The following is a 23395-nucleotide window of genomic DNA, read 5'->3' as shown; positions in this document are numbered from 1 at the left end:
AGAGGATCATCATGACCGACAAGGGGGCAACTCCACCCGGGGCTTGCGACAGTTCTGAGCCCGCTCCGCGCATTCTGGACTTGGTGGAAAAGGCACTCGAGCTGAGTGACCTTTCGGGCTTCACGTTCGTGGCGATCGATCTTTCATCGGCGCGCGATAAGCTGTTGACGATGAGACACGACGATCCTTCGACGAATGGCTGATCTCAACCTACCAGTGGCACCCGCTTAGTCTCCCACGTAATCCCTCCACTTGCGCTCCTCGGGCGGTCGCTTTCGATCTTCGAAGAACTCTGTCGTCGTCTCGCCCGCTCGCGAGACGCCTTCGCGGTATGAGCGATCCTTGAGCTTCATTTTGTACCGCTCGGGCATGGCGTCGTTGATGATGTCGAACATTCGCTGCTCCCAGTGCCAGTTCTCAAGATAGAGCTGCCTGTTCTTCTCGCTGCGCGCCTTGCGATACTTGTCGGCGAAGTAGCTCACTTCTTCCTGCGCCTCGATGCGTCGAGCGGTGGCCTTATCATAGTGCGTCTTCTCCTCCTTGGTCTGCGGGCCAAGGATACGGACCCCACCATTGCGCGGATCGATGATAATGTCGTCTGGATGCGGAATGGGCTCGGGAACGGGAAGCCCGAGCTTCTCGCATCGCTCGATCTCGTCAGACCAGCTCTTCTTGTAGTCGAGCGCGTTGCCCATGAGCTCGAATCGGGCATCGGCATCGCGTTGCTCAAGCCCGGTGACAAGCTCTGCCAGCGTTTTCTGCGCGAACCGGTTTCCCTTCATGGCAGCCACACCCATTGCACGAAACACCGCCTGAATAGCGGGAAGTTCGATAAGCTGGCCGTCCTCGCGAAGGGTCACTGGGCGATAGGCCTCGTAGCGCAGGTATTCCTCGGCCGCGCGCATGCCGTGCCCAGTGTTCACCTTGGGCTTGTTGGTAGATCCCTTGACCCGCCCCTTGGGATTGCCGGACTGTCCCTTCTGGAACCGGTGCTCGACCGGCGGCTTGCCATATCCGACTTTGTACGGAACGATGTTGTTTTCTTGCTCTGGTTCGCGATGCTCTTCCTCGCGATCGGGCTGGCTCATTCGGCAGCCTCCAGGTCAAGACCGAGGCGCTGGTCGGCAACCTCTTCGAACGGAGCACCCGTTGCGTCGAGCCGGGCGGTCTTGCCGGTGTACTCCTGCCAGCGCCGGATGATCGTGTCGCAATAGAGTGGATCGTATTCGATGAGGCGCGCCTTGCGCCCGGTCTTCTGCGCCGCGATCAGCGTGCTGCCCGAGCCACCGAACCCGTCGAGCACGATCTCGCCGCGGCGCGAGCAATCGCGCAGAGCATCGGCGATTAGAGCAACGGGTTTGACCGTAGGGTGCATAGCCAACTCATCAGAGCGGCCGGCGCTGATCGAGGAAATACCCGCATAATCCCAGACATTGGTACGATAACGCCCGGTCTCGCCAAGCCCAAAGCTGTTGGTATGCGCAGCAGTGCCCTGTTTGAACACGAAGATGAGCTCGTGCTTGGAACGATAGAACGCGCCCATCCCGCCGTTGGTCTTGTTCCAGACCACAAGGTTCTTTAGCTCGGTAAAGCTGGCCTGGCCCGCCTCGACCAGTTCTCCCATGTGGCGCCAGTCCATGCAGACATAGGCAATAGCGCCGTCGCGCATGACCGCGGCCATGTTCCTGAGGGTCGATGTGAGGAACGCAACGAATTGCGTCCGGTTCATCTCGCCGCTGGCAAAGGCGAACTCGCGGTGCTTGACCGAACCAAGCCCGCAAACATTGCCGTCGATCGCGACATTGTAGGGCGGGTCAGTGAACACCATGTCGGCGCGCTCTCCGCCCATCAGCCGCTCAATATCGAGCGCCCGCTGCGTGTCGCCGCACAGCAGCCGGTGATTGCCGAGAATCCAGAGATCGCCATGCCTTGACACGGGTGTGTCCGAGACGGTTGGCACTGCATCTTCAGCCTTATCTGAACCTTGCGGATCGGATTCTCCTGCCTCGTCCAGAACGAAATCGACCTCGGCAAGACTGAACCCCGTCAGTTCGGTGTCAAACTCGAGATCGACCAGCGCCTGCAGTTCAATCGCCAGCACCTCCTTGTCCCACCCTGCGTTGAGCGCGAGCTTGTTGTCGGCAAGCACATAGGCGCGCCGCTCAGTCTCGGAGAGATGCGACAGGGCCAGCGTCGGGACCGACTTGATGCCAAGCGTCATCGCCGCCTCGACCCGGCCGTGCCCTGCAATGATCTCGCCCTCGTCCGAAACGAGCACCGGATTGGTGAACCCGAAGCGCTCGATCGACCGCGCGATCTGGGCGATTTGCTTTCTGGAGTGTGTGCGAGCGTTGCGCGCATAGGGACGCAGCTCCGCGATCTTTCGCTCAACAACCTGCTTCGTCGACATCGCCAATGCCCTCTTGCTGCGCCCGAATCATCGTGGCCGAAGTCGTATAACTATATTGAACGCTTGCATTTGTCAATCACAGGCGTATCAGGACGTTCATCTGAATGAACGGAGAGGCATGTGCCATTCAACCAACGCCTACACGATCTGCGTGTTGCCAACCGGCTCTCGCTGCAACAGGTCGCCGATAAGGTGGGCATTTCGAAGGCGCATGTTTGGAACCTTGAGAAGGGGCTTGCCGACAATCCATCCATGGAACTGGTGGTCAAGCTCGCGGACCTGTTCCGCGTTCGCGTGGCCGATCTCGTTGGCGAGAACCCCGACGCTGCGGATGAGGACCCCGAGGTCATTGCGATGTTCCGCGACCTCAAAGGTCTTGGCGAAGATGACCGCGAAATCATCAAGGGGCTGATGGAGCAGCTGAAGCAGCGGCGCAAAAGCAAGCCGTGAAGATCTCGCGCCTTGATCTCGATGGAGCGACCTCGTCCAGAAGGCTGGCCGAGCGTATTCACGAGATCGAGGCATTGCCACTCGCTGTCCCGATCGAAGACCTGTGCCGCGCACTCGATATCCTCTCGATCAAGGAGATCGAAACCACTGCCTTCGAAGCTGCTCTGGTCACCGACGAGGCCCGGTCGGCTGGACACATCCTGGTCAATCGGCACAGCCCGCGACTTCGGCGCCGGTTCTCGATTGCGCATGAACTGGGCCACTTCCTGATCGAGGCGCACCAACCGGGTGCTGGGCATCCTATGCAATGTGCGCTTGGCGATCTGCATGCAGTTGATACGCGCGCCAAGGATCGCAGTCGACGGATCGAAGGCGAAGCCAACGCCTTTGCAGCCCACCTCCTCATGCCGCACAAGCGCATCCGGGAGTTCATCAGCCGATCGGGTGTGTCACTTGAAACGCTCGTTACGATGGCGCGAGCCTTCGAAGTCAGCAAGGAAGCCATGGCCCGTGCTTTCGTTGAAGCCTACAGCGAGCCAGTCGGGGTGATTGTCTCGCGCCATGGCCGCGTGGAGCGCTTTTATCGCCACGAGGACTTTCCGTTCCTGACAATCAGCATCGGCCAGAGGCTTCCGGACGATAGCATCGCACCGGAGATACTGCCGGTTGGAACCTGTAGCGAAGCCGAAGAAACCGATCCCGACACCTGGCTCTCGGAAAGCGCTGCGGCCCGTACCCTCGCTCTCACCGAACAGGCTCTGGGACAGCGCGATGGCTATGCGCTGACCCTGCTCCAGGCGGAACTCGACGAGGAAGAATAGGGCCTCAATTCGGTTCCCTGCATCGCGCAAGATAGTTCCCTGATCCTTCGATACTGATTCCCTGCTCCAGCCGGATGAATTCCCTGCTCCGCGAGTAGGGAATTTGAGTCAGAAAACGGCTGAATTCCGGGATTTTGCAGCCCCAATTTCACGGTGCCAGTGATAAAAAATATCAAATTCCCTGTAGATTCCCTTCAAAACAGGGAAATCAGGCAAGAGCACCGTTCGCTACAGACTGCGTCGCGCACCAAACTCTCTCCTGAAATCGAGATTTCGCCAATTGGCGGTTTGCCGCGCTGGCAGGGCCCGGCGATGCGAGGGGTTATTCCCGGACCCTCGCAGCGCGGCCATATGTCGGGGCCAGGCTCCCTTTCGCCCAGTCCGCCATCAAGTCGTAGAAACCGTTCGTCACCCGTCCATATTGACGCGATCCGTCGGGCTGTTGGGCAAATTCGCGCATGCCGTGGTCGGTATCGGGGAAGATGTAGATCGTGATATCGCGCCCCTCCTTGCGAAGCGCCGAAAGCCGGTCGAGCGAAAGCTCGAGCGGGGCCTCACGATCCTCGCCCGCCAGAACCCATAATTGCGGGGCTTCGACGCCGCGCATCACTTGCATCGGGTCGAGCGTCCAGTCGATGTCCAGATCGTTGAACTGCGGCACGCCATTTTCACGCAATTCGTCTGCCGACATGCCAAGGAACACGCCCGTGTAACTGCCCTTGATCAGCCCGAACCACGGTTCGCCGGAAAATTGCTGCTGGAGAGCGGTCAGTTCTTCAAGGCCGTCGGTATAGTCGGAGGCTGCGATGCGCGCGGTCACATCGGTAATCCGCCGCGCGGCGGCAAGCACGTCTGGGCCATAGTCGGCATCGATCAGTTCATTCTGGACCTGTGCGGCGTCTTCCTCCCTGATGTCTGCAACCAGACCATAGCCGATAGCGATGAAATCGGCCTGCGCACGATTGGCTGCGAGCGGGGCGATCCATCCCCCTTGGCTCAGGCCGACAAGGCCGAAGCGGCCGAAACGACCTCCGGCCAGCCGCTTCGCCTCTTGCGAGGCTGCAACCAGATCGTCGCCCAGCTGCGGAAAGTTCTGGCTGTAACGGCCTTCGGATTGGCCGGTCCCGCGCTTGTCGTAAACAAATACGGATATCCCCCGGCCGACCATCTGATAGGGATCGCGCGCCCGTTCGATCCATGCCGTATCTTCCGATCCGTGCGCGTAGACGACCAGCGCTGTTGCGCCGTCCGCTCCCGGCGCCTCGATCAGACGACCGGCCAGCATCGCGTCACCCGATCGGAACCGTGAATCCGTTTCCCGCACGGCAACCTTGTTCCAGATCTCACCGGTATTGGTGCGGACCTCATCCCCGCCGCATTCGATCGCGGCCTCGGGCTGATCCGTCCGTCCGCCGCGTCCGTCGTGAAATGTGTAGTAGAAGCCCTCGCGAAACCGGGTGATCGCAACGAAGGCATCCGGCCCGGGTCCGTAAATGCCGACCTCGCAAGCGCCGGGTTCGAAAGCAGCCGAAGGCATTGCTGCGTGAGAAGCGGGCTTCACATCACCCGGGGATGCGCAAGCCGTTGCGAGAATTGCACAGAAAACGGAAGTAAGGTACTTTGGTGTCATAAGTCACCAATACACCTTCGCGGATGAAAAACAAAGGAAATATTCCGCCACATCCCGGCGCCTGCACACCCGGCCAGCGCCGTCCGCGGCGCGACAGCAGGGGTGGCGGCAGGCTCAGCGCGCGATGAATTCGGCCCAACCCGACGGGATCGCCTGCCCTTCGGCCTTTTTGGCCGCGATTGCCCGCAACATATATTCGGATGCATCGGGCTGGCCTTCCTGCCGCAGCAGGATCGCGAGGTTGGCGAGGCTTTGCGCGTCTTGCGGATCGGCGGCGACCACATCGCGCAACCGCGCAACGGCCAGTTCGACATTGTCGCGCTGCAACGCCAGGGTGACGAGGCTGCGCCGCGCGCCTTGCGCTTCCTGATCGGGCATTGCGCCGGTCTTGAGCATGCGCAGCAGTGCCTCTTCGCGAAGCAGGGGATCGGCTTCGGCTTGCCCGATAACAAACAGTTTCTGGGCCGCGGCAAGGCGCTCGCTTCCTGAAAAATCTTCGGAGGCGTTGAGGAAGCGATAAATGGCGACGGCATGCGCCTTGTCGTTTTCCTGAAGGGCGGACTGGGCGTCGATCAGCAGGCACGACGCTTCCTCGCCCACCGCCGGATCATCGCTGGCACAGGTGACGGATTTGCGTTTTCCCACGTGATTCTGGCCGCTCAGAGGTTCCATTCCGGAACCGGGGGTCAGCCCGCCGATGCCGGTGCTGGTGGCAATATTATAGGGTTTGAGCGCCGGTTTGCGCGGAATCTTCGAACCCAGCACAATCGTCTGCCGCTCGCTTTCGGCCTTGCGGTTGCTGGCGGTAACGATGATCGGCTTTTCCTCCGCCTCCGCAACAGGGTCCGGCTGGTCGGTGACGGGCTCTTGCGGCTGGGCAACCAGAGACAATAATGCGGCGATGATCGGATAAGCCATGGGCTTGCCTCCTTCGGTTTGGCCTCAGGCCCGGGTCGGCGCACTGATTGGCCGGACGCCAACATTCAGTAGGCGGGCACGGCACCGGTTCACCGGACCAGCGCGACTTCGAGGCCCAACACTATAATGTTATGAAGGAAGTGGAAAGGCAGGTGCTCCGGCGCGCCCGTATTCCGGCACAGAACTTCCGCCTGCCTGGGCAAGACACTGCCCGCGTGCGCTGGGGGAGGCGCTGCCTACTGCGCGGCTTTCCAGTCGCGCCGCAGCTTCTTGGCGAGGCTCCACTTGTGGACTTCGGTCGGGCCGTCATAGATGCGGAAGGCGCGGATTTCGCGGAACATCGTCTCGACGATGGTCTTGTCGGTCACGCCCGTGCCGCCCATCACCTGCACGCACTTGTCGGCTACACGCATCAGCGCCTCGGACACGGCGACCTTCGTCATCGAGCTTTCGACTGTCCCCAATGATCCGGTGTCGAGCACGCTGGCGCACCAGTCGATCATCAGCTCGCATTGCTTAAGGTCGATCATGTTCTCGGCCAGCATGAAGCCCACGCCCTCGTGATCGATCAGCTGCTTGCCGAAGGCCGTGCGGCGGTTGGCGTAATCGACCGCGATTTCCTGCGCGCGCATGCAGCCGCCCAGCCAGCGCATGCAGTGCGACAGGCGTGCGGGCGAGAGGCGGATCTGGGCATATTTGAACCCCTCGCCCGCATCGCCCAGCATCTGGTCGGCGGGCACCCGCAGGTTGTCGATGGTGATTTCGGCATGGCTGCCGGGCATCGAGCTGTCGATGGTGTTGGGCACGGCGGTGATCTGGATCGCGGGGTCGGGCAGATCGACAAGGAACATGCAGGCCCCGCCCGCGCTGTCCGGGTCTTCGGACTTGGCCATCACGATCCCGACCTTTGCGCCTTCGGCCCCGGTGATGAAGCACTTCTTGCCGTTGATCACCCAATGGTTGCCGTCCTTGCGGCAGGTGGTGATCATCATCGAAGGGTCCGCGCCCGCGCCATTGAGTTCGGCAGGCTCGGTCATGAAAAAGGCCGAACGCGCGCGTCCCGATACTAGCGGAGTGAGGAAGCGTTCTTTCAGATCCGCGCTGCCGACCTTGCCGATCAGATACATATTGCCCTCGTCGGGCGCCTGAGTGTTGCAGGCCAGCATGCCGAGCGGGGTGAGGCCCGATTTGATCAGGATCACGGCGGTTTCGCGCTGGTTGAAATGGCTACCGTCGGGCCGGATATGCGGGGTCAGCACGCCTGCTTCGCGCGCCAGTTCGCGCATCTCCATCACCAGCGCGTCGGTCGGCGCGCCATGGTGGTCGCGGCGGGGATCCTGTTCGTAGGGAAAGATCTTTTCCCGGACAAAAGCCTCGACCCGTGCAGCCATTTCCAGCGCTTCGGTGCTGATCGTCATGTCTATATCCGTTCCCTTGCCGGCGGCATGCCTGATGCCCGCCTCAAACCTCTCTAAGACGCCTTAGCGACCAAAATGCACCTGCGCGAATTGCTAGAGCAACAAGTGCTTTGCGCCCGCTACAAGCTTTGCGAAACGATGCAGGAGAGTGGCGGAGAGCAGGATGGCAGGGCAGTATCAGACGATCACGGTGGAAAAGCGCGGGCAGGTCGACTGGCTGACGCTGAACCGGCCCGATGCGCTCAATGCGATCACCGCCGAAATGGCGGGCGAGCTCAATGACTATTTCGGCGCGCTCTATCACGACCGGACGACCTGTATCGTGGTGATGCGCGGCGCGGGCCGGGCGTTCTGCGCTGGGCTCGACATCAAGGATCACGGCACCCGCGATCCGTCGGCAGTCCCGTTTGGTGGCGGCTTCGGCTTTCAGGGCTTCCTTGCGGATGTCTACATCAAGATGCGCCGCTGCCCGCAGCCGATCATTGCGGCGGTGCACGGCGCGGCTTGCGGCGGGGGGTTTGCCTTCGCGCTCGCCGCGGACATCCGCATTGCAGGGCAAAGCGCGCGGATGAATGCCGCCTTCATCCGCCTCGGCCTGTCGGCGTGCGACATGGGGGTGAGCTATTTCCTGCCGCGGCTGGTGGGGGTTTCTCTGGCCTCGGAATTGATGCTGACCGGGCGCTTCATCACCGCGCCCCGCGCGCTCGCGACCGGGCTGGTGAGCGAGGTGGTCGCCGACGATCAGCTGGAAGCCGCCGCGCAGAGCTATGTCGATGACATGCTCCTCGCCTCGCCGATGGGCCTGCGCATGACCAAGGAGGGCCTGAACATGGCTGTCGATGCCGCCAGCCTCGAAGCGGCGATGGCGATCGAGAACCGCAACCAGCTGATGACGGCCGCCAGCCCCAATTTTGCCGAAGGCATGCGCGCGTTCCTCGAAAAGCGCCGCCCCGACTATATTCCCGATTGAAGGCCACCGACACCCATGACCCACCCCAGATATCCGCACATCTTCTCACCCCTTACCATCGGCAAGCAGGTGGTGAAGAACCGCATCATCATGGGATCGATGCATACCGGCCTCGAAGACGGCCCCGAACCGGCCAAGCGCCTTTCCGCCTATTTCACCGAGCGGGTGAAGGGCGGCGTCGGCATGATCATAACGGGGGGCATTTCGCCGCACCCCAGTGGCGGCTATGGCGCAAAGCTGACCGGGCCGGACGAAGTGGCGATGCACCGCGAGGTGACGCAGGCCGTCCACGCCGCCGATCCCGAGGTCAAAATCTGCATGCAGATCCTCCATTCCGGGCCGCTGGCGGGCGTGCCCGGTGCGGTCGCCCCCTCGCCCGTAAAGTCGCGCATCGGCCGCCATACGCCGATCGAACTCGACGAGGAGGGGATCGAGGAACAGATCGCCGCCTTCGCCCGCTGTGCCGCGCTGGCGCAGGAGGCCGGATATGACGGGGTCGAGATCATCGGTTCGGCCGGCTATCTCATCTCCACCTTCCTCGTCGAAAAGACCAACCTGCGCACCGATCGCTGGGGCGGATCGTGGGAAAACCGGATGCGCTTCCCGCTGGAAGTCGTGCGCCGGACGCGCGCCGCAGTCGGCCCGGATTTCATCCTCATCTTCCGCATTTCAGCGATGGACATGCTCGAAGGCGGCCTTGCGTGGGACGAGGTGGCCAGCCTTGCCCGCGCGCTCGAAGCGGAAGGGGTGGACGTAATCTCCACCCATTTCTGCTGGCACGAAAGCTTCGTGCCGACGATTGCCACCATGGTGCCGCGCGCGGCCTTTGCGCAGGTGACGGGTCGGCTGCGCAAGGAAGTCTCCGTCCCCGTCATCACCAGCAACCGCATCAACATGCTCGATGTGGCCGAGGCGGTGCTGGCGCGCGGCGATGCCGACCTTGTCTCGATGGCGCGGCCGATGCTGGCCGATGCCGAGCTGGTGAATAAGGCGTATGAAGGCCGCGAGGACGAGATCAACACCTGCATAGGCTGCAATCAGGCCTGCCTCGATCACACCTTCACGGGCCGCGAGACATCCTGCCTCGTCAACGCCCGCGCCTGCCGCGAGACCGAATTGACGCTGACCGCGGCTGACACGCCCAGGCGGATCGCGGTGGTCGGTGCGGGCCCGGCAGGCCTCGCCTACGCTACCCTTGCCGCAGAGCGCGGCCACCATGTGACCCTGTTCGATGCGGCAGACGAGATCGGCGGGCAGTTCAACCTCGCCAAGCGGGTGCCCGGCAAGGAGGAGTTCTACGAAACCCTGCGCTATTTCGGACGGATGATCGACAAGCACGGGGTGGACCTGCGCCTTTCGACCCGCGTTTCGGCAGACGATCTGCTGGCTGGCGGTTATGACACAATCATCATCGCCACCGGTATCGAGCCGCGCATGCCCGATATCCCCGGCATCGATCACCCCAAGGTGGTGCGTTACATCGACGTGATCCGCGGCACGGCCAGCGTCGGCCAGCGGGTGGCGATCATGGGCGCGGGCGGGATCGGTTTCGACGTTGCCGAGCTTATCACCCACGACGGCCCTTCTGGCGCGCTCGATGTCGAGGTGTTCGCGAAGGAATGGGGCATCGACTTCAAGAACCATCCGCGCGGCGGCGTCACCGGCGTCACGCCGGTGGTGCAATCGAGCGGGCGCGAGGTCTGGTTGCTCCAGCGCAAGACCAGCGCGGTCGGCAAGGGGCTTGGCCGGACGACCGGCTGGACCCATCGGCTGACGCTGCAACGGCGCGGGGTGAAGATGGTCGCCGGGGTCGAATATGACCGGATCGACGATGCCGGACTGCATATCCGGATCGAAGGCCAGCCGCAGGTGCTCGAAGTCGATACCATCATCATCTGCGCCGGCCAGTTGCCCGCCCGCGCGCTGCATGACGAACTGGTCGCCAAGGGCGCGAAGCCGGTGTTGATCGGCGGCGCTTTCGAGGCCGCCGAGCTCGATGCCAAGCAGGCGATCAAGCAGGCGACCGAACTGGCACTGGTCGCCTGAACCTCGCCCGGGCGGTCAGTTGCCGCTTGGCACGCTCCGGATTGCCGCATCGCGCCGGTAAATGTCGGGCAGCACCATGACGCCGCCCTCGCCATCGCTCACGGCGGTGAAATAGGCGACGTAAACCGGGATCGGGCGCGCAAGCCGGACCGTCGTCGTCTTGCCCGAGGCTATGATCGCGTCGATCTCTTCGCGGGTCCTCACCCCGTCGAGCAGGGTCGCCGCATAGCCGAGCGCGTCGTCGGTGCGAATGCAGCCATGGCTGTAGGCGCGCACCTCCTCGTCGAACAGCTGCTTGGACGGCGTGTCGTGCATGTAGACCGAAAAGGGGTTGGGCATCACCAGCTTCATCTGGCCAAGGGCATTGTTCGGCCCCGGACGCTGGCGGTATCTGCCGCCTGACCAGACATAACCCCGCTGCCGGGCCAGCGCGGGATTGCGCCTGACCAGCGCGCCCACGCTCTCGCGCACGATGCTGGCCGGGATTTCCCACCAGGGATTGAGGATCACGCCTTCGATAGTCGCATCGAAGACCGGCGTCGGCGTGGATTGCTTGCCGACGATTACCCGCCACGTCCCGGCCTGCTCGTCATCGCGCCACAGGGTCGCCTCGAAGCGCGCGGCATTGACCAGCACATAGTCCGATCCGAGGGAGCGCGGCATCCAGCGCCACCGCTCCATGTTGCGCGCGATGGTGCGGCGTTTCTCCGCGTCTTGCTCGTCCGCATAGGCTCGCCGCAAGGCCGCATATTGGCGATGCGCGGGGCGCTGGAGCGCGAAGAAGGTGTCGAGCGTATGGCTCGCCAATGCCTGTTCCAGCATCGGGGCCAGCGCGATCTCGCGATCGGGATCGACGATCCTCCATCCAGTCCGCTCGGACGGCGCCGCGCTTCCCAGCAGATGTATACGCGCCAGCCGCAAGGCGAGTGCGCCTGCCTCCTCGTCGATCCGCTCGCGATCGCCCGCCGCCACCGCCGTGTCGAGCGCAGCGGTGGACAGGCGCGGCAGCGCGTCTTCGGGCGCGGCGTCGATCCATCTTCCAAGACTCGCCAGGTCGGTGACAGACCATTCGGGCGCGCCAGGTTCGGGCTGCTGCCCGAGGGACGGCGCTGCCAGAAGCATGGCAAGCATCACCGCAATCAGGCCACGTCTCATCGCCAAAACCCGTCTCCTCCCTTGCATCCCCGCACTGCACCCCGATCTTTTGCCAAAATAGCACAAACCATCGGATCGCACATGAACTTGCAACGCCGCCACGTCCTTGGCGCCGCGCTTATCGCCGGCGCGAGCCTTATTGCCCCCGGAACGCTCGCCAACCCTGTCTTGCGGAACCCGTCATCGCCGCTTCCCGGCGAGACGGGAAACGCCGACATGCCATTGGCGCTGCGTCAGGCGCTCTCGGCGCTCGATCGCCATTCGGGACGCATCGCCCATCGTGACCGCATCGCCCTTGCCGATTTTTCGCGGCACTCGAAGGAAATGCGTTTCATGCTCGTCGACGTGGCCGGCGGCCGGATCGAGAAATCCTATCTGGTTTCGCACGGACGCGGATCGGACCCGTCGAACAGCGGTTTCGTCCAGCGTTTCTCCAACCGTCCGGGCTCGAATGCTTCCTCGCGCGGGAGCTTCCTTACCGGCGACACCTATGTCGGAAAGCATGGCCGTTCGCGCCGCCTGCATGGTCTGGAGGACGAAAACGACATGGCCTATGCCCGCGCCATCGTGATCCACGGCGCGGGGTATGTCGATCGCGGCATGGCGCAAAGGCAGGGCCGGATCGGTCGCAGCCTCGGCTGTTTCGCCTTCGAGCAGGCCGAGATCGGGGAAGTGCTGGAACGGCTTGGCCCCGGGCGGCTGCTGTTCGCGGCAGGCTGAGGCACTTTCCGGCGGTGGAGGTCGCACCGCGGCCTTCCCCCTTGCTCTCCCGATGCCGAGTTCGTAATCGCGGGCGCTCGAATGAATGCCTGATCACCCGAGGCGCGGCGGCAGCCAATTCCGCCTTTGATCCGCGCCGTTTGACCGGAAGCATCCCTGAGTGAACGCACCCGCCGCCCGGATTGCCGCAGACGCCCACTCCCGCGAGGAGCAGATTGCGCTTCTCACCCAGATCGAGGCGCGGCTGCGCTGGCTTTCCTCGTGGACGGTGCACAATGCCAACAACATCCGCGAAAAGCGCGACGGGCTGAAAGTCGGCGGGCATCAGGCAAGCTGCGCCTCGATCACCGCGATCATGACCGCGCTCTATTTCCATGCGCTGCGCCCGCAGGACAAGGTGGCGGTAAAGCCGCACGCCGGACCGGTGCTGCACGCGATCCATTACCTGCTGGACGAACAGACCCGCGACAAGCTGGAGCGGTTCCGCGGGCTCGGCGGGGTGCAGTCCTATCCCAGCCGCACCAAGGACACGATCCCGGTCGACTTCTCCACCGGATCGGTCGGCCTCGGGGTGGCGGTGACGGCGTTCAGCAGCCTGGTGCAGGATTACCTTGTCGCTCACGGTCAGCTGGCCGAAGCCGATACCGGCCGGATGATCGCGCTTATGGGCGATGCCGAACTGGACGAAGGCAATATCTACGAATGCCTGATCGAAGGCTACAAGCACGACCTCAGGAATTGCTGGTGGATCGTCGATTACAACCGCCAGAGCCTCGACGCGACCACTGCCGACCGCATGTTCCGCCGCTTTGACGACATCTTCGAAACCTGCGGCTGGCGGGTGGTGACGATGAAGCACGGACGCCTGCAGCGCGAAGCGTTCAAGCGGCCGGGTGGCAAGGCGCTGGAAGACTGGATCGAGAACTGCCCCAATGCCGATTTTGCCGTGCTGACCTATCTCGGCGGCGCGGCTTGGCGTGAGCGGCTGACGAAGGATCTGGGCGAGGTTCCGGGGATCAGCGCGCTACTCGATAGCCATGACGATGCCGAACTGGCCCGGCTTATGACCAATCTCGGCGGGCATTGCATCGAAACCCTGCTCGACGCATTCGACAGCGTTACCGACGATCAGCCGACGCTGTTCATCGCCTATACCGTGAAAGGCTACGGCCTGCCGCTGGCGGGCCACAAGGACAACCATTCGGGCATGATGAACACCGCGCAGATCGAAGGACTGCGTGCGGAACTCGGCCTCCAGCCGGGTCAGGAATGGGACAAGTGGGCTGGCCTTGGCGACAATCTCGCCGCCAGCCTCGAAGCCCTGGTCAAGGACAGCCCGATCGCCCGCAAGGCGGCGGAGCATCATGCGCCTGCCGTTCCCGTGCCTGCGCGCCTGCCCGTGCCCGAAGGCGCGGTGCAATCGACGCAAGGATCCTTCGGGCGGGTGCTCTATGATCTCGCCAAGTCGGACGAACCGCTGGCGGACCGGCTGGTGACCACCGCGCCCGATGTGACGCAGACCACCAATCTGGGCGCTTTCGTCAACCAGCGCGGGCTGTTCCGGCGGCAGGAACTGGCCGACGTCTTCCAGAAGGCGCGCATTCCCTCGGCGCAGAAATGGGCGGCGCATACCGCCGGCCAGCATATCGAGCTGGGCATTGCAGAGAACAATTTCTTCCTGCTGCTCGCCTCGCTCGGCCTTTCCGCACCGCATTTCGGCACGCGGCTGCTGCCGGTGGGCACGGTCTATGATCCCTTCATCGCGCGCGGCCTCGATGCGCTCAATTACGGCTGTTATCAGGACGCGCGGTTCCTGTTGGTCGGCACGCCTTCGGGCATCACGCTGGCAGGCGAAGGCGGCGCGCACCAGTCGATCAACACCCCGCTGATCGGGATGGGACAGCCGGGGCTGGAAAGCTTCGAGCCTGCCTTTGCCGACGAAGTCGCGCTGCTGATGGCTTTCGCTTTCGAACACATGCAGGCGGACGGCGGCAGCTCGGTTTACCTGCGTCTCACCACCCGCCAGATCGAACAGCAGGTGCGCGGCGACGACGCATGGGAAGCGGGCGCGCTTGCCGGTGCCTACTGGCTGCGCGAACCAGCGCCGGGGGCCAAGGCGGCGATCGCCTATTGCGGTGCGGTCGCGCCCGAGGCGCTCGCCGCGTGGGAGGCGTTGCAGGATGATCTGCCCGGTATCGGCCTGCTCGCGGTAACCTCGCCCGACCGGCTGCATCGCGACTGGTCGGCGGCCCGGGCGGCGCGCTGGAAGGACGGTGCGCGCACGACAAGCCATATAGAGACGCTGCTCGGACAGCTTGCCCCGGATGCCGGACTGGTAACGGTGCTCGACGGCTCTCCGGCGGCGCTGTCATGGCTCGGCGGCGTAAAGGGCCAGCGGGTAAGCCCGCTCGGCACCGACCGCTTCGGCCAGACCGGCGATTTGCCCGACCTTTACCGCACCTATCGCCTCGACACCGACGCGATTATCGACGCGGTGGCGGAACTGTTTCTGGATTAAGTCGCGCAGGTCGGCGCATCATTCGCCGGATTCGAACCCGATCCGTTCTGCCGCAGCGCCGCTCATGATGAAGCCGATCGGACGTTCGGTTTCTTCCTGCAGGTGCGCAATCAGGCTGGCGGTGCGGGCGAGAAGCGAAATGCCCTTGAGCGCCGCGAGCGGGAAACCGGCGTCGAGCATTACCGCGGGAATCGCACCATTGACGTTGATCGGCAGGCTGCGCCCGATGGCATCGGGCAGCACGCTTTCGATGGTGCGCAGCATGGCGATGTGCCTGCCTTCCATACCGTGTTCCTTCGCCAGCGCCAGCAGGCGGTGCGCGCGCGGATCGCCGCCCGAATGCTGCGGGTGACCGAAGCCGGGAATTGCCTTCTTCTCGGCCCGCAGCGCCAGAATCGCCGCCTTGGCGGTCGCGGCGGCGTCACCGCCTTCTGCATCGGCGACAACCTGCGCGTAGAACTTGCCCGCCACTTCCGCGCTACCCAGCACCACCGAACCACAGCCGAGCAGGCCGGCTGCGACCGCGCCGTGAAACGCCTCGGGCGCGGCGGCATAGGTCATGCGGGTGGCAACGACAGAGGGAACCAGGCCATGTTCGGCGATCGCGCAAAGCACCGCATCGGCCAGTGCCTTCTGGCGCGGCTCGGGCATGGTGCCGGTCACCAGAAGCCAGAAATAGCTGGTGAAATCGAGCTTGCCGATCACCTCGTCACACAGATCAAGCCCGCGCACGGTGATGCTGGTCGCATCGGAGGTGCAGATCGAGGTAATGGCGTTGTCCTGCTTGCCGATGCGCATGGCTGTTCCTTTTTTCGTTAATCGAAGTTGATTTCGGTATGCGAAGAATATAGTATCATCCTATTGTCAAGACAAGAAAGCGGGATCAGGCGGATGACGGCAAGACCTCTGGCAGGCGTTACCGTGCTCGAAATGGGCACCTTCATCACCGGCCCTGCCGCGGGCATGTTGCTCGCCGATCTGGGTGCCGACGTCATCAAGGTCGAACAGCCCGGCACCGGCGATCCGTTCCGCAATTTCAAGGGCGGGCTCTACTCGCCGCACTTCCAGACCTACAACCGCAACAAACGGTCGATCACCATCGATCCCAAGCAGCCCGATGATCTTGCCGTGCTCGATCGGCTGGTCGAGGACGCGGACGTTTTCATCCAGAACTTCCGTCCAGGCGTGGCAGGCCGCCTCAATGTCGATGCCGAACGCTTGCAAGCGATCAACCCGCGGCTTGTCTACGCGTCGATCTCGGGCTTCGGCAACGAGGGGCCGGATCGCGATCGCCCGGCATTCGACACCGTCGCCCAGGCGGCCAGCGGCTTCCTGCGGCTGCTCGTCAATCCCCAACACCCCCGCGTCGTCGGCCCGGCAATCGCCGATGCGATGACGGGGTTCTACACCGCGCTCGGCATTCTCGCCGCGCTCAACGAACGGCACGTGACGGGCAAGGGCCGGGTGGTAGAAACCTCGATGTTCGAGGCAATGTGCCATTTCAACCTCGACGATTTCACCCACCTGCTGTCCGCCGATCAGGTGATGGGGCCCTATAGCCGCCCGCATGTTTCGCAGAGCTATGTGTTCCAGTGCAGCGATGGGCAGTGGATCGCGCTGCACATGTCATCGCCGCCCAAGTTCTGGGAGAACCTTGCCACAGCCGTGGGCCGCCCCGACATGCTCTCGCTCCCGGTCTTCGAAAGCCGCGAGGCGCGGATCGAACATTATGATGACGTGGTCGCCTTCCTCGCGCCGATCTTCGCCAGCCGCCCGCGCGACGACTGGGCGGCGGAGCTGACCCGGCTTGAAGTGCCCAATTCGCCGGTCCACACCTCGGCCGAAGTGCTTGAAAGCCCCCAGGCGAAAGCGCTGGGCATCGAGGTGTGCGATCCCGAGGGGCCGCACGGGCCGTTCCGCACCATCCGTTTCCCGCTCAGCTTCGATGGCGAGCGGATGGACAGCGTCACCGCACCGCCCGTATTGGGAAGCGACGACGCGGACATCCGTCGCAGCATCGAAAGGCCGACGCATGGGATACGAAGGGGCTGATCCGTCAGCCAAGGACCCCGAATTCCTCTCCACGCTTGAACGCGGCCTGCGCGTTCTGAAGGCGTTCGACGAGGATCATCCGGAAATGACGCTGAGCGAGGTCGCGGCGCGCACCGGCCTTCCCCCGGCGGTGGCACGGCGCTGCCTGATCACGCTGGTGGAGCTTGACTATGTCGGCCAGCATGAACGCAAGTTCCTGCTGCGCCCGGCGGTGCTGACGATCGGATCGGCGTTCCTTGCCTCGATGCAGATCGAACAGGTTGTGCTGCCGCCCTTGCAGCACCTGCGCGACCAGACCGGCGACAGCGCCAGCCTCGCGGTGCTTTCGGGTGACGAGATCCTCTATGTCGCCCATGTCTCGACCGACCGGCGGTTCCGGGTCGCGGCCAATGTCGGCACGCGCTTTCCCTTTCACGCCACCTCGCTCGGCAAAGCGGTGGCGGCGAACCTGCCCGAAGCCGAACGCGCTGCGCTGCTGGCGCAGGCGCCGTTCCAGCGCTTCACCGAACGCACCGTTACCGAAGGCGCGGCACTGGACGAACGGCTTAAATTGGTGGCGACGCGCGGCTATGATTCGGCGCTGGACGAGCTCGATTACGGCATCGTCTCGGTCGCGGTGCCGGTGTTCGGGCGCGACCGGCGCGTGATCGCGGCGATCAACTGCTCCACCTCCACCACCCGCATCTCGCAGGACGAACTGGTGCGCACGCGCCTGCCGCTGCTGCGCGCGGCTGCGGGCGAGATCGAAGGGGCGCTGAAGCGCTGGCCCGCACTCGAGGCATCGCTGCGGCCCTGACGCATATTTTCGCATATCGAAGTTGACTTCGCATTGCGAAGTCAATATCTGATGCACTTCGGAGGGGACCGAAGCAGGGGCGCAAAGCGCCTACAGGGGAGAGAATTATGCAGATTCCGGGCTCGAAGCTCGTCAGCACACTCGCGCTCGCTACGGCCGCGCTGGCCGCCGCTCCGCTCGCCGCGCAGGACACTGACGGCGCTCCTGCGGCAGACACGGCAGAGGATCAGGGCATCATCGTCACCGGCCTGCGCCGCGAGGAAAGCCTTCAGGACACCCCCGCAGCGGTGACCGCTTTCAACGCCCAGGCGATCGAGAATGCCGGGATCGAACGCCCGGCCGACTTCATCGCGCTGACCCCTAACGTCAATCTGGTCGAAACGCAAAACGCGGGCAACGCCTTCGTTATCATCCGTGGCATCACCCAGAACCGCAATTCCGAACCCTCGGTCGCGGTGATCGTCGACGGGGTGCAGCAGGTGAACCCTGCCCAGTTCAATCAGGACCTGTTCGATATCGAACAGATCGAAGTGCTGAAAGGCCCGCAGGGCGGCCTCTACGGGCGCAACGCCATCGGCGGCGCGATCATCATCACCACCAAGAAGCCCACGGACGAATTTTCCGGCAACATCACCGCCGGGATCGATAACGGCTTCGGCTACTTCCTGCGCGGCGGCATCAGCGGCCCGCTGGCGGACAACGTGTTCTTCCGCGTTGCCGGTTCGTATTACGACACCGACGGCTTCATCCCCAATACCTTCCTCGGCGAGGACGCCGATCCGGTCGAGGATTTCAGCCTGCGCGGCAATCTGCTGGTCGAGGCGACCGATCGCCTGACGATCGACCTGCGCGGCAGCGTCAACCAGCTGCGCACCCAGGGCCTCTACTACAACATCGTCGCCGACGTGAACGACATCGCGCCGGTGCGCGTGAACAATCGCGGCCAGAACGATCGCGACATCTACAACGTCTCGCTCAAGGTTGAATACGAGGGCGACAACGCGGTGCTCACCTCGATCTCGTCCTACGACACGCTCGAGGAAGTGCTCACCGGCGACGCCTTCGACTTCCTGCCGATCGAGGACAGCTTCTTCTTCAACCTGTTCGAGACGATCTTCGGCCCGGGCAACGGCTTCGACCTCAACCAGAGCCAGTTCCTCGACGTCAAAGCGTTCAGCCAGGAAGTGCGGCTGGCCTCGCCCAATGACGGGCGGGCGTTCAACTGGATGGTCGGCGGCTACCTGATCGATACCGAACGCTTCATTTCCACCGGCAACATGATCGACACCGGCAACGGCGTCTTCCCGGTGTTCCGCACCCCGTCGACCAATCCGCTGAACCCCCAGTTCAGCTATCTGGCCGACGGGCAGGACAACTTTGCCTGGGCGCTGTTCGCCAATGCGGGTTACGAGCTGAGCCCCGAATTCCGGGTCGATGCGAGCTTGCGCTACGACCGTGACAAGCGCCGCCAGACGACGCTGACCCCGCAGGGCTTCCTGCCGGTGGTGCCGGGCGTGCCGCAGGCGCAGAGCGGCGAGGTTCGCACCGCGGTGTTCGACGACTGGCAGCCCAAGATCACGCTGACTTACGAGCCGACCCCGGATCTGACGATCTATGGCGGTTACAGCCGCGGCTTCCGTTCGGGCGGGTTCAACCAGACCGGCGTCGGCGCGGAATCGGTCAACGCAAACATCGTCGGCGTGGGCGACATCTTCCAGGCCGAAACCGCCGACACCTTCGAAATCGGCGCCAAGGCGCAGCTCGGCCCAGTGCGGCTGGCGGGCGCGGCCTACACCACCCTGTCGAAGAACAGCTATTTCTTCGTCTTCCTCGCCCAATCCTCGACCCAGAACCTCGGCAACATCCCCGAGACCCGGATCAACGGCTTCGAGCTGGAAGCAAGCGCGGAGGTGCTGCCGAACCTCGATATCAACGCCGCGATCGGCGTGACCGACAGCGAGATCAAGGAATTTCCCGATGCGAGCGTTATCGGTAACGAAGCGCCGCAGATCTCGCGCTACACGCTTAACCTCGGCGCGCAATATGCCGGGCCGATCTCCGACACCATCGATGGCCTGCTGCGGATCGACTACCGCCGCACCGGCAAGACATGGTGGGAACCGTTCAACACCACCGTGCGCAATCCGGTCGACATCGTCGATGCGCGCGCGGGCGTGAAGCTGGACAGCGGCGTGTCGGTCACCGCCTTCGCCCAGAACCTGTTCAACGAGGTCTACAACGCGGAATTCTCGCCCGGCGGGTTCGTTTTCCGCGCGCGCCCGCGGCGCTATGGTGTCGAAATCGGCTACAAGTTCTAAGAGGGTAAAATCATGACCAAGGTGCTGGTGCTCTACTATTCGAGCTATGGCCATATCGAGGCGATGGCCGCTGCGGTTGCCGAAGGCGCCGCCAGCGTCCCCGGCACCGAAGTCAGCGTGAAGCGCGTGCCCGAACTGGTGCCTGACGATGTCGCGGCATCAGCCGGGATCAAGCTCGATCAGGCCGCGCCCGTGGCCGATCCTAACGAGTTGGCCGATTATGACGCGATCATCTTCGGCACGCCCACCCGTTTCGGCAACATGGCCGCGCAGATGCGCAACTTCCTCGACCAGACCGGCGGACTGTGGTTCACCAAGGCGCTGGTCGGCAAGGTCGGTTCGGTGTTCGTCTCCACCGCCAGCCAGCACGGCGGGCAGGAGACCACCATCACCTCGTTCCACACCACCCTGCTGCATCACGGCATGGTGATCGTCGGCCTGCCCTATACCTTCGAGGGCAATTCGGAGATGGGCGAGATCAGCGGCGGCACGCCCTATGGCGCATCGACGCTTGCGGGTGCCGACGGCAGCCGCATGCCGAGCGACAACGAACTGGCCGGCGCACGTTTCCAGGGTGCGCACGTCGCGCAGATCGCCGCCAAGCTGGCCGCCTGATTGATCAAGGGAGAGAGCAGATGACCAAGATCCTTGCAAACCGCCTGCACCACACCGCCTATGTGACCAAGGACCTCGAAGCGACCCGCGCCTTTTACGAGGACGTGCTCGGCTTCCCCCTGATGGCAACCTATTGCGAGAAGGACGAGCTGTTCGGCAAGGAGCGGGTCTATTGCCACGTGTTCTTCGAACTGGCCGATGGCAGCGCGCTGGCCTTTTTCCAGTTCGCCGATCCGGAAGATCAGGCCGAATTCGGCCCCGAAATGCCGGCCAGCCCCTTCATTCACATCGCGCTCCACGTCGATGCCGATGGGCAGGCCGAACTCGCGCGGCGGATCGCCGCCGCCGGCATCACCGAGCCGCAGACCTATGTGCTGGAGCACGGCTATTGCCGCTCGCTCTATGTCACCGATCCCAACGGCATGATCCTGGAATTCACCCATGACGACGAGCGCGCCGCGCCGCTGGATGCCGAGCGTCGCGCTTCGGCCCATGCGGAACTGAAGCGCTGGTTGGCGGGCGATCACCACAACAACAACCCGTTTCGCGCCGCCGAAGCAGCGTGAGGCACGGGGGGACGCGTCAGCACATGCTTGCCGCGCGCGTCCCTTCCCCGGCCGATCTGTGGCATGGCGAAGTCGCCGTGCATGGCGGCACGCTGCCTATCTGGATGGCGGGGGAAGGCGCACCCGTCATCCTGCTCCACGGCTGGACGCTCGATCACCGGATGTGGGCTCCGCAAATTGCGGAGCTGAGCACCAAATTCTTCCTCGTCATGCCCGACCGGCGCGGCTGCGGCGCGTCGACTGCGCCCCCCGATCTCGCGCGCGAGGCCGATGATGTCATCGCCATCGCCGATTTCCTCGGGTTCGATCGGTTCGCGCTGGTCGGCCTGTCGCAGGGGGCGGTCGTGGCGCTCGACGTGGCGCGCAAGTTCGCATCACGCCTTACCGGCCTTGTTGTGTCCGGCGCGCCGCTGCCGGCACTGGTGGAACGGCAGGAGGTGATCGACCTCGACCGCTTCCGCGCACTCGCCGCCGCCGGCGATCTGGAGCGCCTGCGCGCCGAGTGGTCGCGCCATCCGCTGATGGAGACCCACAGCAGTCAGGCGCGCGCGCTGATGCGCGAAATCCTCGCCGATTATGACGGGCGCGATCTGCTTGCGCCCAGCCACGTTCCCGGTTTCCCGCGCGAGGCAGCGGCGCTGCTGGCCATGCCGGTACTGGCGATGACGGGCGCGCATGACACCCTGTGGCGGCGCGAATGCGCGCGGGTGCTCGCCACGCTCGCCCCGCGCGCGCGTCATCGGGAAATTCCCGGCGCCGGCCATCTCGCCAATGCCGACAATCCGGCCGCGTTCAACACTGCCCTTGCCCAGTTCCTTCAGCCAAAGGCCCCAGCATGACCACCCGCTTTGCCACCACCCATGTCGGCAGCCTGCCGCGCCCCGAAGCCCTGCTCGATCTGGTTTTCGCGCGCGAAGGCGGCGAGGCTGTTTCGGAAGAGGCCTTCGACGCCGCGGTGGAAGAGGCCACGGCCTATGTCATCAAGCGCCAGATCGAGGCGGGCATCAGCATCGTCAATGACGGCGAGCAGTCCAAGCCCTCCTACGCCACCTATATCAAGCACCGCCTGTCGGGTTTCGGCGGCGAGGCAGGGCAGTATGAATTCGCCGATCTCGAAGCCTTCCCCGGCGCCAAGGCGCAGGTGTTCGGCAACAAGGGCCGCGCCAAGCGTTCCGCCCCGGCCTGCACCGCACCCATCACCGTGATCGACATGGAAGCGCCGCGCATTGATGCCGAGCGGCTGAAGCGTCTGGCGAATGGCCACGCCACCTTCATGTCCGCCGCCTCGCCCGGCGTCACAGCGCTGTTCTTCCCCAACCAGTACTATGCCAGCGACGAGGAATATGTCTTCGCCCTGGCAGAGGGCCTGCGCCACGAATACGAGACCATCGCGGCAGCGGGGATCACCTTGCAGGTCGACTGCCCCGATCTGGCGATGGGCCGCCACGTGCAGTTCACCCACCTCAGCACCGAGGAATTCCGCAAGCGCATCGGCATGAACATCGCCGCATTGAACCACGCGCTCCAGAACATCCCGGCAGAGCAGCTGCGCATGCACCTGTGCTGGGGCAACTACCCCGGCCCGCACCATTGCGACGTGGCCCTCAATGAGATCGCCGACATCGTCTGGACGGCCAAGCCGCAGACCGTACTGCTTGAAGGCGCCAACCCGCGCCACGCACACGAATTCGCCTTCTTCGAAGATCATCCCCTGCCCGATGACAAGATCCTGTGCCCCGGCATGGTCGAACCGCAAAGCCCCTATATCGAGCACCCCGATCTGATCGCCCAGCGCATCGGCCGCTATGCCGACCTGCTGGGGGCCGAGCGGGTGATGGCGGGCGTCGATTGCGGTTTTTCGGTCCACGCGGGCAGCAATGCGCTCGACCCCGAAATCGTCTGGGCCAAGCTGGCCGCGCTTGCCGAAGGCGCGGCGATCGCCGGCCGCCGTTACTGAGCACATTCCCTAAAGGGCGGGAAAGAAGCCATACC

21 protein-coding genes are annotated in these 23395 nt (G+C 63.9%); 14 read left to right on the top strand and 7 right to left on the bottom strand.

The annotated features are described in order from the left end of the window. A partial coding sequence (locus tag OIK40_RS13380) for a hypothetical protein (protein ID WP_273678845.1) occupies positions 1-203 on the top strand: 203 nt, incomplete at its 5' end. 24 nt (positions 204-227) lie between these two features. Here the strand turns inward: OIK40_RS13380 and OIK40_RS13375 are convergent. After that, positions 228-1088, bottom strand: coding sequence for a DUF5681 domain-containing protein (locus OIK40_RS13375; RefSeq protein WP_273678844.1), 861 nt, complete (start codon positions 1086-1088; stop codon positions 228-230). After that, a complete protein-coding gene (locus tag OIK40_RS13370) occupies positions 1085-2410 on the bottom strand; it encodes a site-specific DNA-methyltransferase (protein WP_273678843.1) in 1326 nt (441 codons plus the stop codon). Before OIK40_RS13370 ends, OIK40_RS13375 begins: the two co-directional genes overlap by 4 nt. Positions 2411-2530: 120 nt before the next feature. Here OIK40_RS13370 and OIK40_RS13365 point away from each other — a divergent pair, with 120 nt between their 5' ends. Then, a complete protein-coding gene (locus OIK40_RS13365; protein WP_273678842.1) occupies positions 2531-2860 on the top strand; it encodes a helix-turn-helix domain-containing protein in 330 nt (109 codons plus the stop codon). After that, on the top strand, positions 2857-3681 hold the full coding sequence (locus tag OIK40_RS13360; RefSeq protein ID WP_273678841.1) for an ImmA/IrrE family metallo-endopeptidase: 825 nt from the start codon (positions 2857-2859) through the stop codon (positions 3679-3681). Before OIK40_RS13365 ends, OIK40_RS13360 begins: the two co-directional genes overlap by 4 nt. A gap of 322 nt (positions 3682-4003) precedes the next feature. Here the strand turns inward: OIK40_RS13360 and OIK40_RS13355 are convergent, their stop codons facing one another. The 3 genes from OIK40_RS13355 to OIK40_RS13345 all read right to left on the bottom strand — a co-directional run bounded on the left by OIK40_RS13355 (position 4004) and on the right by OIK40_RS13345 (position 7647). Further along, entirely contained in the window at positions 4004-5218 is a 1215-nt protein-coding gene (locus OIK40_RS13355) for an alpha/beta hydrolase family protein (RefSeq protein ID WP_273678840.1), read from the bottom strand. A gap of 207 nt (positions 5219-5425) precedes the next feature. After that, entirely contained in the window at positions 5426-6229 is an 804-nt protein-coding gene (locus tag OIK40_RS13350) for a tetratricopeptide repeat protein (RefSeq protein WP_273678839.1), read from the bottom strand. Positions 6230-6465: 236 nt separating this feature from the next. Further along, positions 6466-7647 (bottom strand): acyl-CoA dehydrogenase family protein, encoded by a 1182-nt coding sequence (locus OIK40_RS13345; RefSeq protein ID WP_273678838.1) that lies wholly within the window; start codon positions 7645-7647, stop codon positions 6466-6468. A gap of 163 nt (positions 7648-7810) precedes the next feature. Between OIK40_RS13345 and OIK40_RS13340 the strand changes: the two genes are divergently transcribed. Together OIK40_RS13340 and OIK40_RS13335 are read left to right on the top strand one after the other, a co-directional pair. Continuing rightward, positions 7811-8617: an enoyl-CoA hydratase/isomerase family protein gene (locus OIK40_RS13340; protein ID WP_273678837.1), complete on the top strand. Its 807-nt coding sequence runs from the start codon at positions 7811-7813 to the stop codon at positions 8615-8617. Positions 8618-8632: 15 nt separating this feature from the next. Next, on the top strand, positions 8633-10663 hold the full coding sequence (locus tag OIK40_RS13335) for an NADPH-dependent 2,4-dienoyl-CoA reductase (protein ID WP_273678836.1): 2031 nt from the start codon (positions 8633-8635) through the stop codon (positions 10661-10663). A gap of 15 nt (positions 10664-10678) precedes the next feature. Here the strand turns inward: OIK40_RS13335 and OIK40_RS13330 are convergent, their stop codons facing one another. Continuing rightward, entirely contained in the window at positions 10679-11818 is a 1140-nt protein-coding gene (locus tag OIK40_RS13330; RefSeq protein ID WP_273678854.1) for a L,D-transpeptidase family protein, read from the bottom strand. Between the two features lie 81 nt (positions 11819-11899). On the opposite strand from OIK40_RS13330, the gene OIK40_RS13325 reads away from it, so the two are divergent. Together OIK40_RS13325 and OIK40_RS13320 are read left to right on the top strand one after the other, a co-directional pair. Continuing rightward, positions 11900-12538 carry a murein L,D-transpeptidase catalytic domain family protein gene (locus OIK40_RS13325; protein WP_273678835.1) on the top strand — a complete coding sequence of 213 codons (639 nt, stop codon included), beginning with the start codon at positions 11900-11902 and terminating at the stop codon, positions 12536-12538. 181 nt (positions 12539-12719) lie between these two features. Next, on the top strand, positions 12720-15056 hold the full coding sequence (locus tag OIK40_RS13320; protein WP_273678853.1) for a thiamine pyrophosphate-binding protein: 2337 nt from the start codon (positions 12720-12722) through the stop codon (positions 15054-15056). An 18-nt stretch (positions 15057-15074) separates the two neighbouring features. Here the strand turns inward: OIK40_RS13320 and OIK40_RS13315 are convergent, their stop codons facing one another. After that, positions 15075-15854 carry a citryl-CoA lyase gene (locus tag OIK40_RS13315; RefSeq protein WP_273678834.1) on the bottom strand — a complete coding sequence of 260 codons (780 nt, stop codon included), beginning with the start codon at positions 15852-15854 and terminating at the stop codon, positions 15075-15077. A 93-nt stretch (positions 15855-15947) separates the two neighbouring features. On the opposite strand from OIK40_RS13315, the gene OIK40_RS13310 reads away from it, so the two are divergent. From OIK40_RS13310 to OIK40_RS13280, 7 genes are all read left to right on the top strand, one after another. Beyond that, positions 15948-17108 carry a CaiB/BaiF CoA transferase family protein gene (locus OIK40_RS13310; RefSeq protein WP_273678833.1) on the top strand — a complete coding sequence of 387 codons (1161 nt, stop codon included), beginning with the start codon at positions 15948-15950 and terminating at the stop codon, positions 17106-17108. Further along, positions 17089-17904, top strand: a complete 816-nt coding sequence (locus tag OIK40_RS13305) for an IclR family transcriptional regulator domain-containing protein (protein ID WP_273678832.1) — start codon at positions 17089-17091, stop codon at positions 17902-17904. Before OIK40_RS13310 ends, OIK40_RS13305 begins: the two co-directional genes overlap by 20 nt. 107 nt (positions 17905-18011) lie before the next feature. After that, a complete protein-coding gene (locus tag OIK40_RS13300; protein ID WP_273678831.1) occupies positions 18012-20222 on the top strand; it encodes a TonB-dependent receptor in 2211 nt (736 codons plus the stop codon). 12 nt (positions 20223-20234) lie between these two features. Further along, a complete protein-coding gene (gene wrbA / locus OIK40_RS13295) occupies positions 20235-20837 on the top strand; it encodes an NAD(P)H:quinone oxidoreductase (RefSeq protein WP_273678830.1) in 603 nt (200 codons plus the stop codon). A 20-nt stretch (positions 20838-20857) separates the two neighbouring features. Beyond that, entirely contained in the window at positions 20858-21403 is a 546-nt protein-coding gene (locus OIK40_RS13290) for a VOC family protein (RefSeq protein ID WP_273678829.1), read from the top strand. Between the two features lie 23 nt (positions 21404-21426). Next, a complete protein-coding gene (locus tag OIK40_RS13285; RefSeq protein ID WP_273678828.1) occupies positions 21427-22242 on the top strand; it encodes an alpha/beta fold hydrolase in 816 nt (271 codons plus the stop codon). Beyond that, positions 22239-23360: a cobalamin-independent methionine synthase II family protein gene (locus OIK40_RS13280; RefSeq protein ID WP_273678827.1), complete on the top strand. Its 1122-nt coding sequence runs from the start codon at positions 22239-22241 to the stop codon at positions 23358-23360. The genes OIK40_RS13285 and OIK40_RS13280 overlap by 4 nt, the downstream gene beginning before the upstream one ends. Positions 23361-23395 lie beyond the last annotated feature (35 nt).

The organism is Erythrobacter fulvus (assembly GCF_028595285.1).
Taxonomy (GTDB): domain Bacteria; phylum Pseudomonadota; class Alphaproteobacteria; order Sphingomonadales; family Sphingomonadaceae; genus Erythrobacter; species Erythrobacter fulvus.
This window is presented reverse-complemented; position numbering and strand designations above follow the sequence as displayed.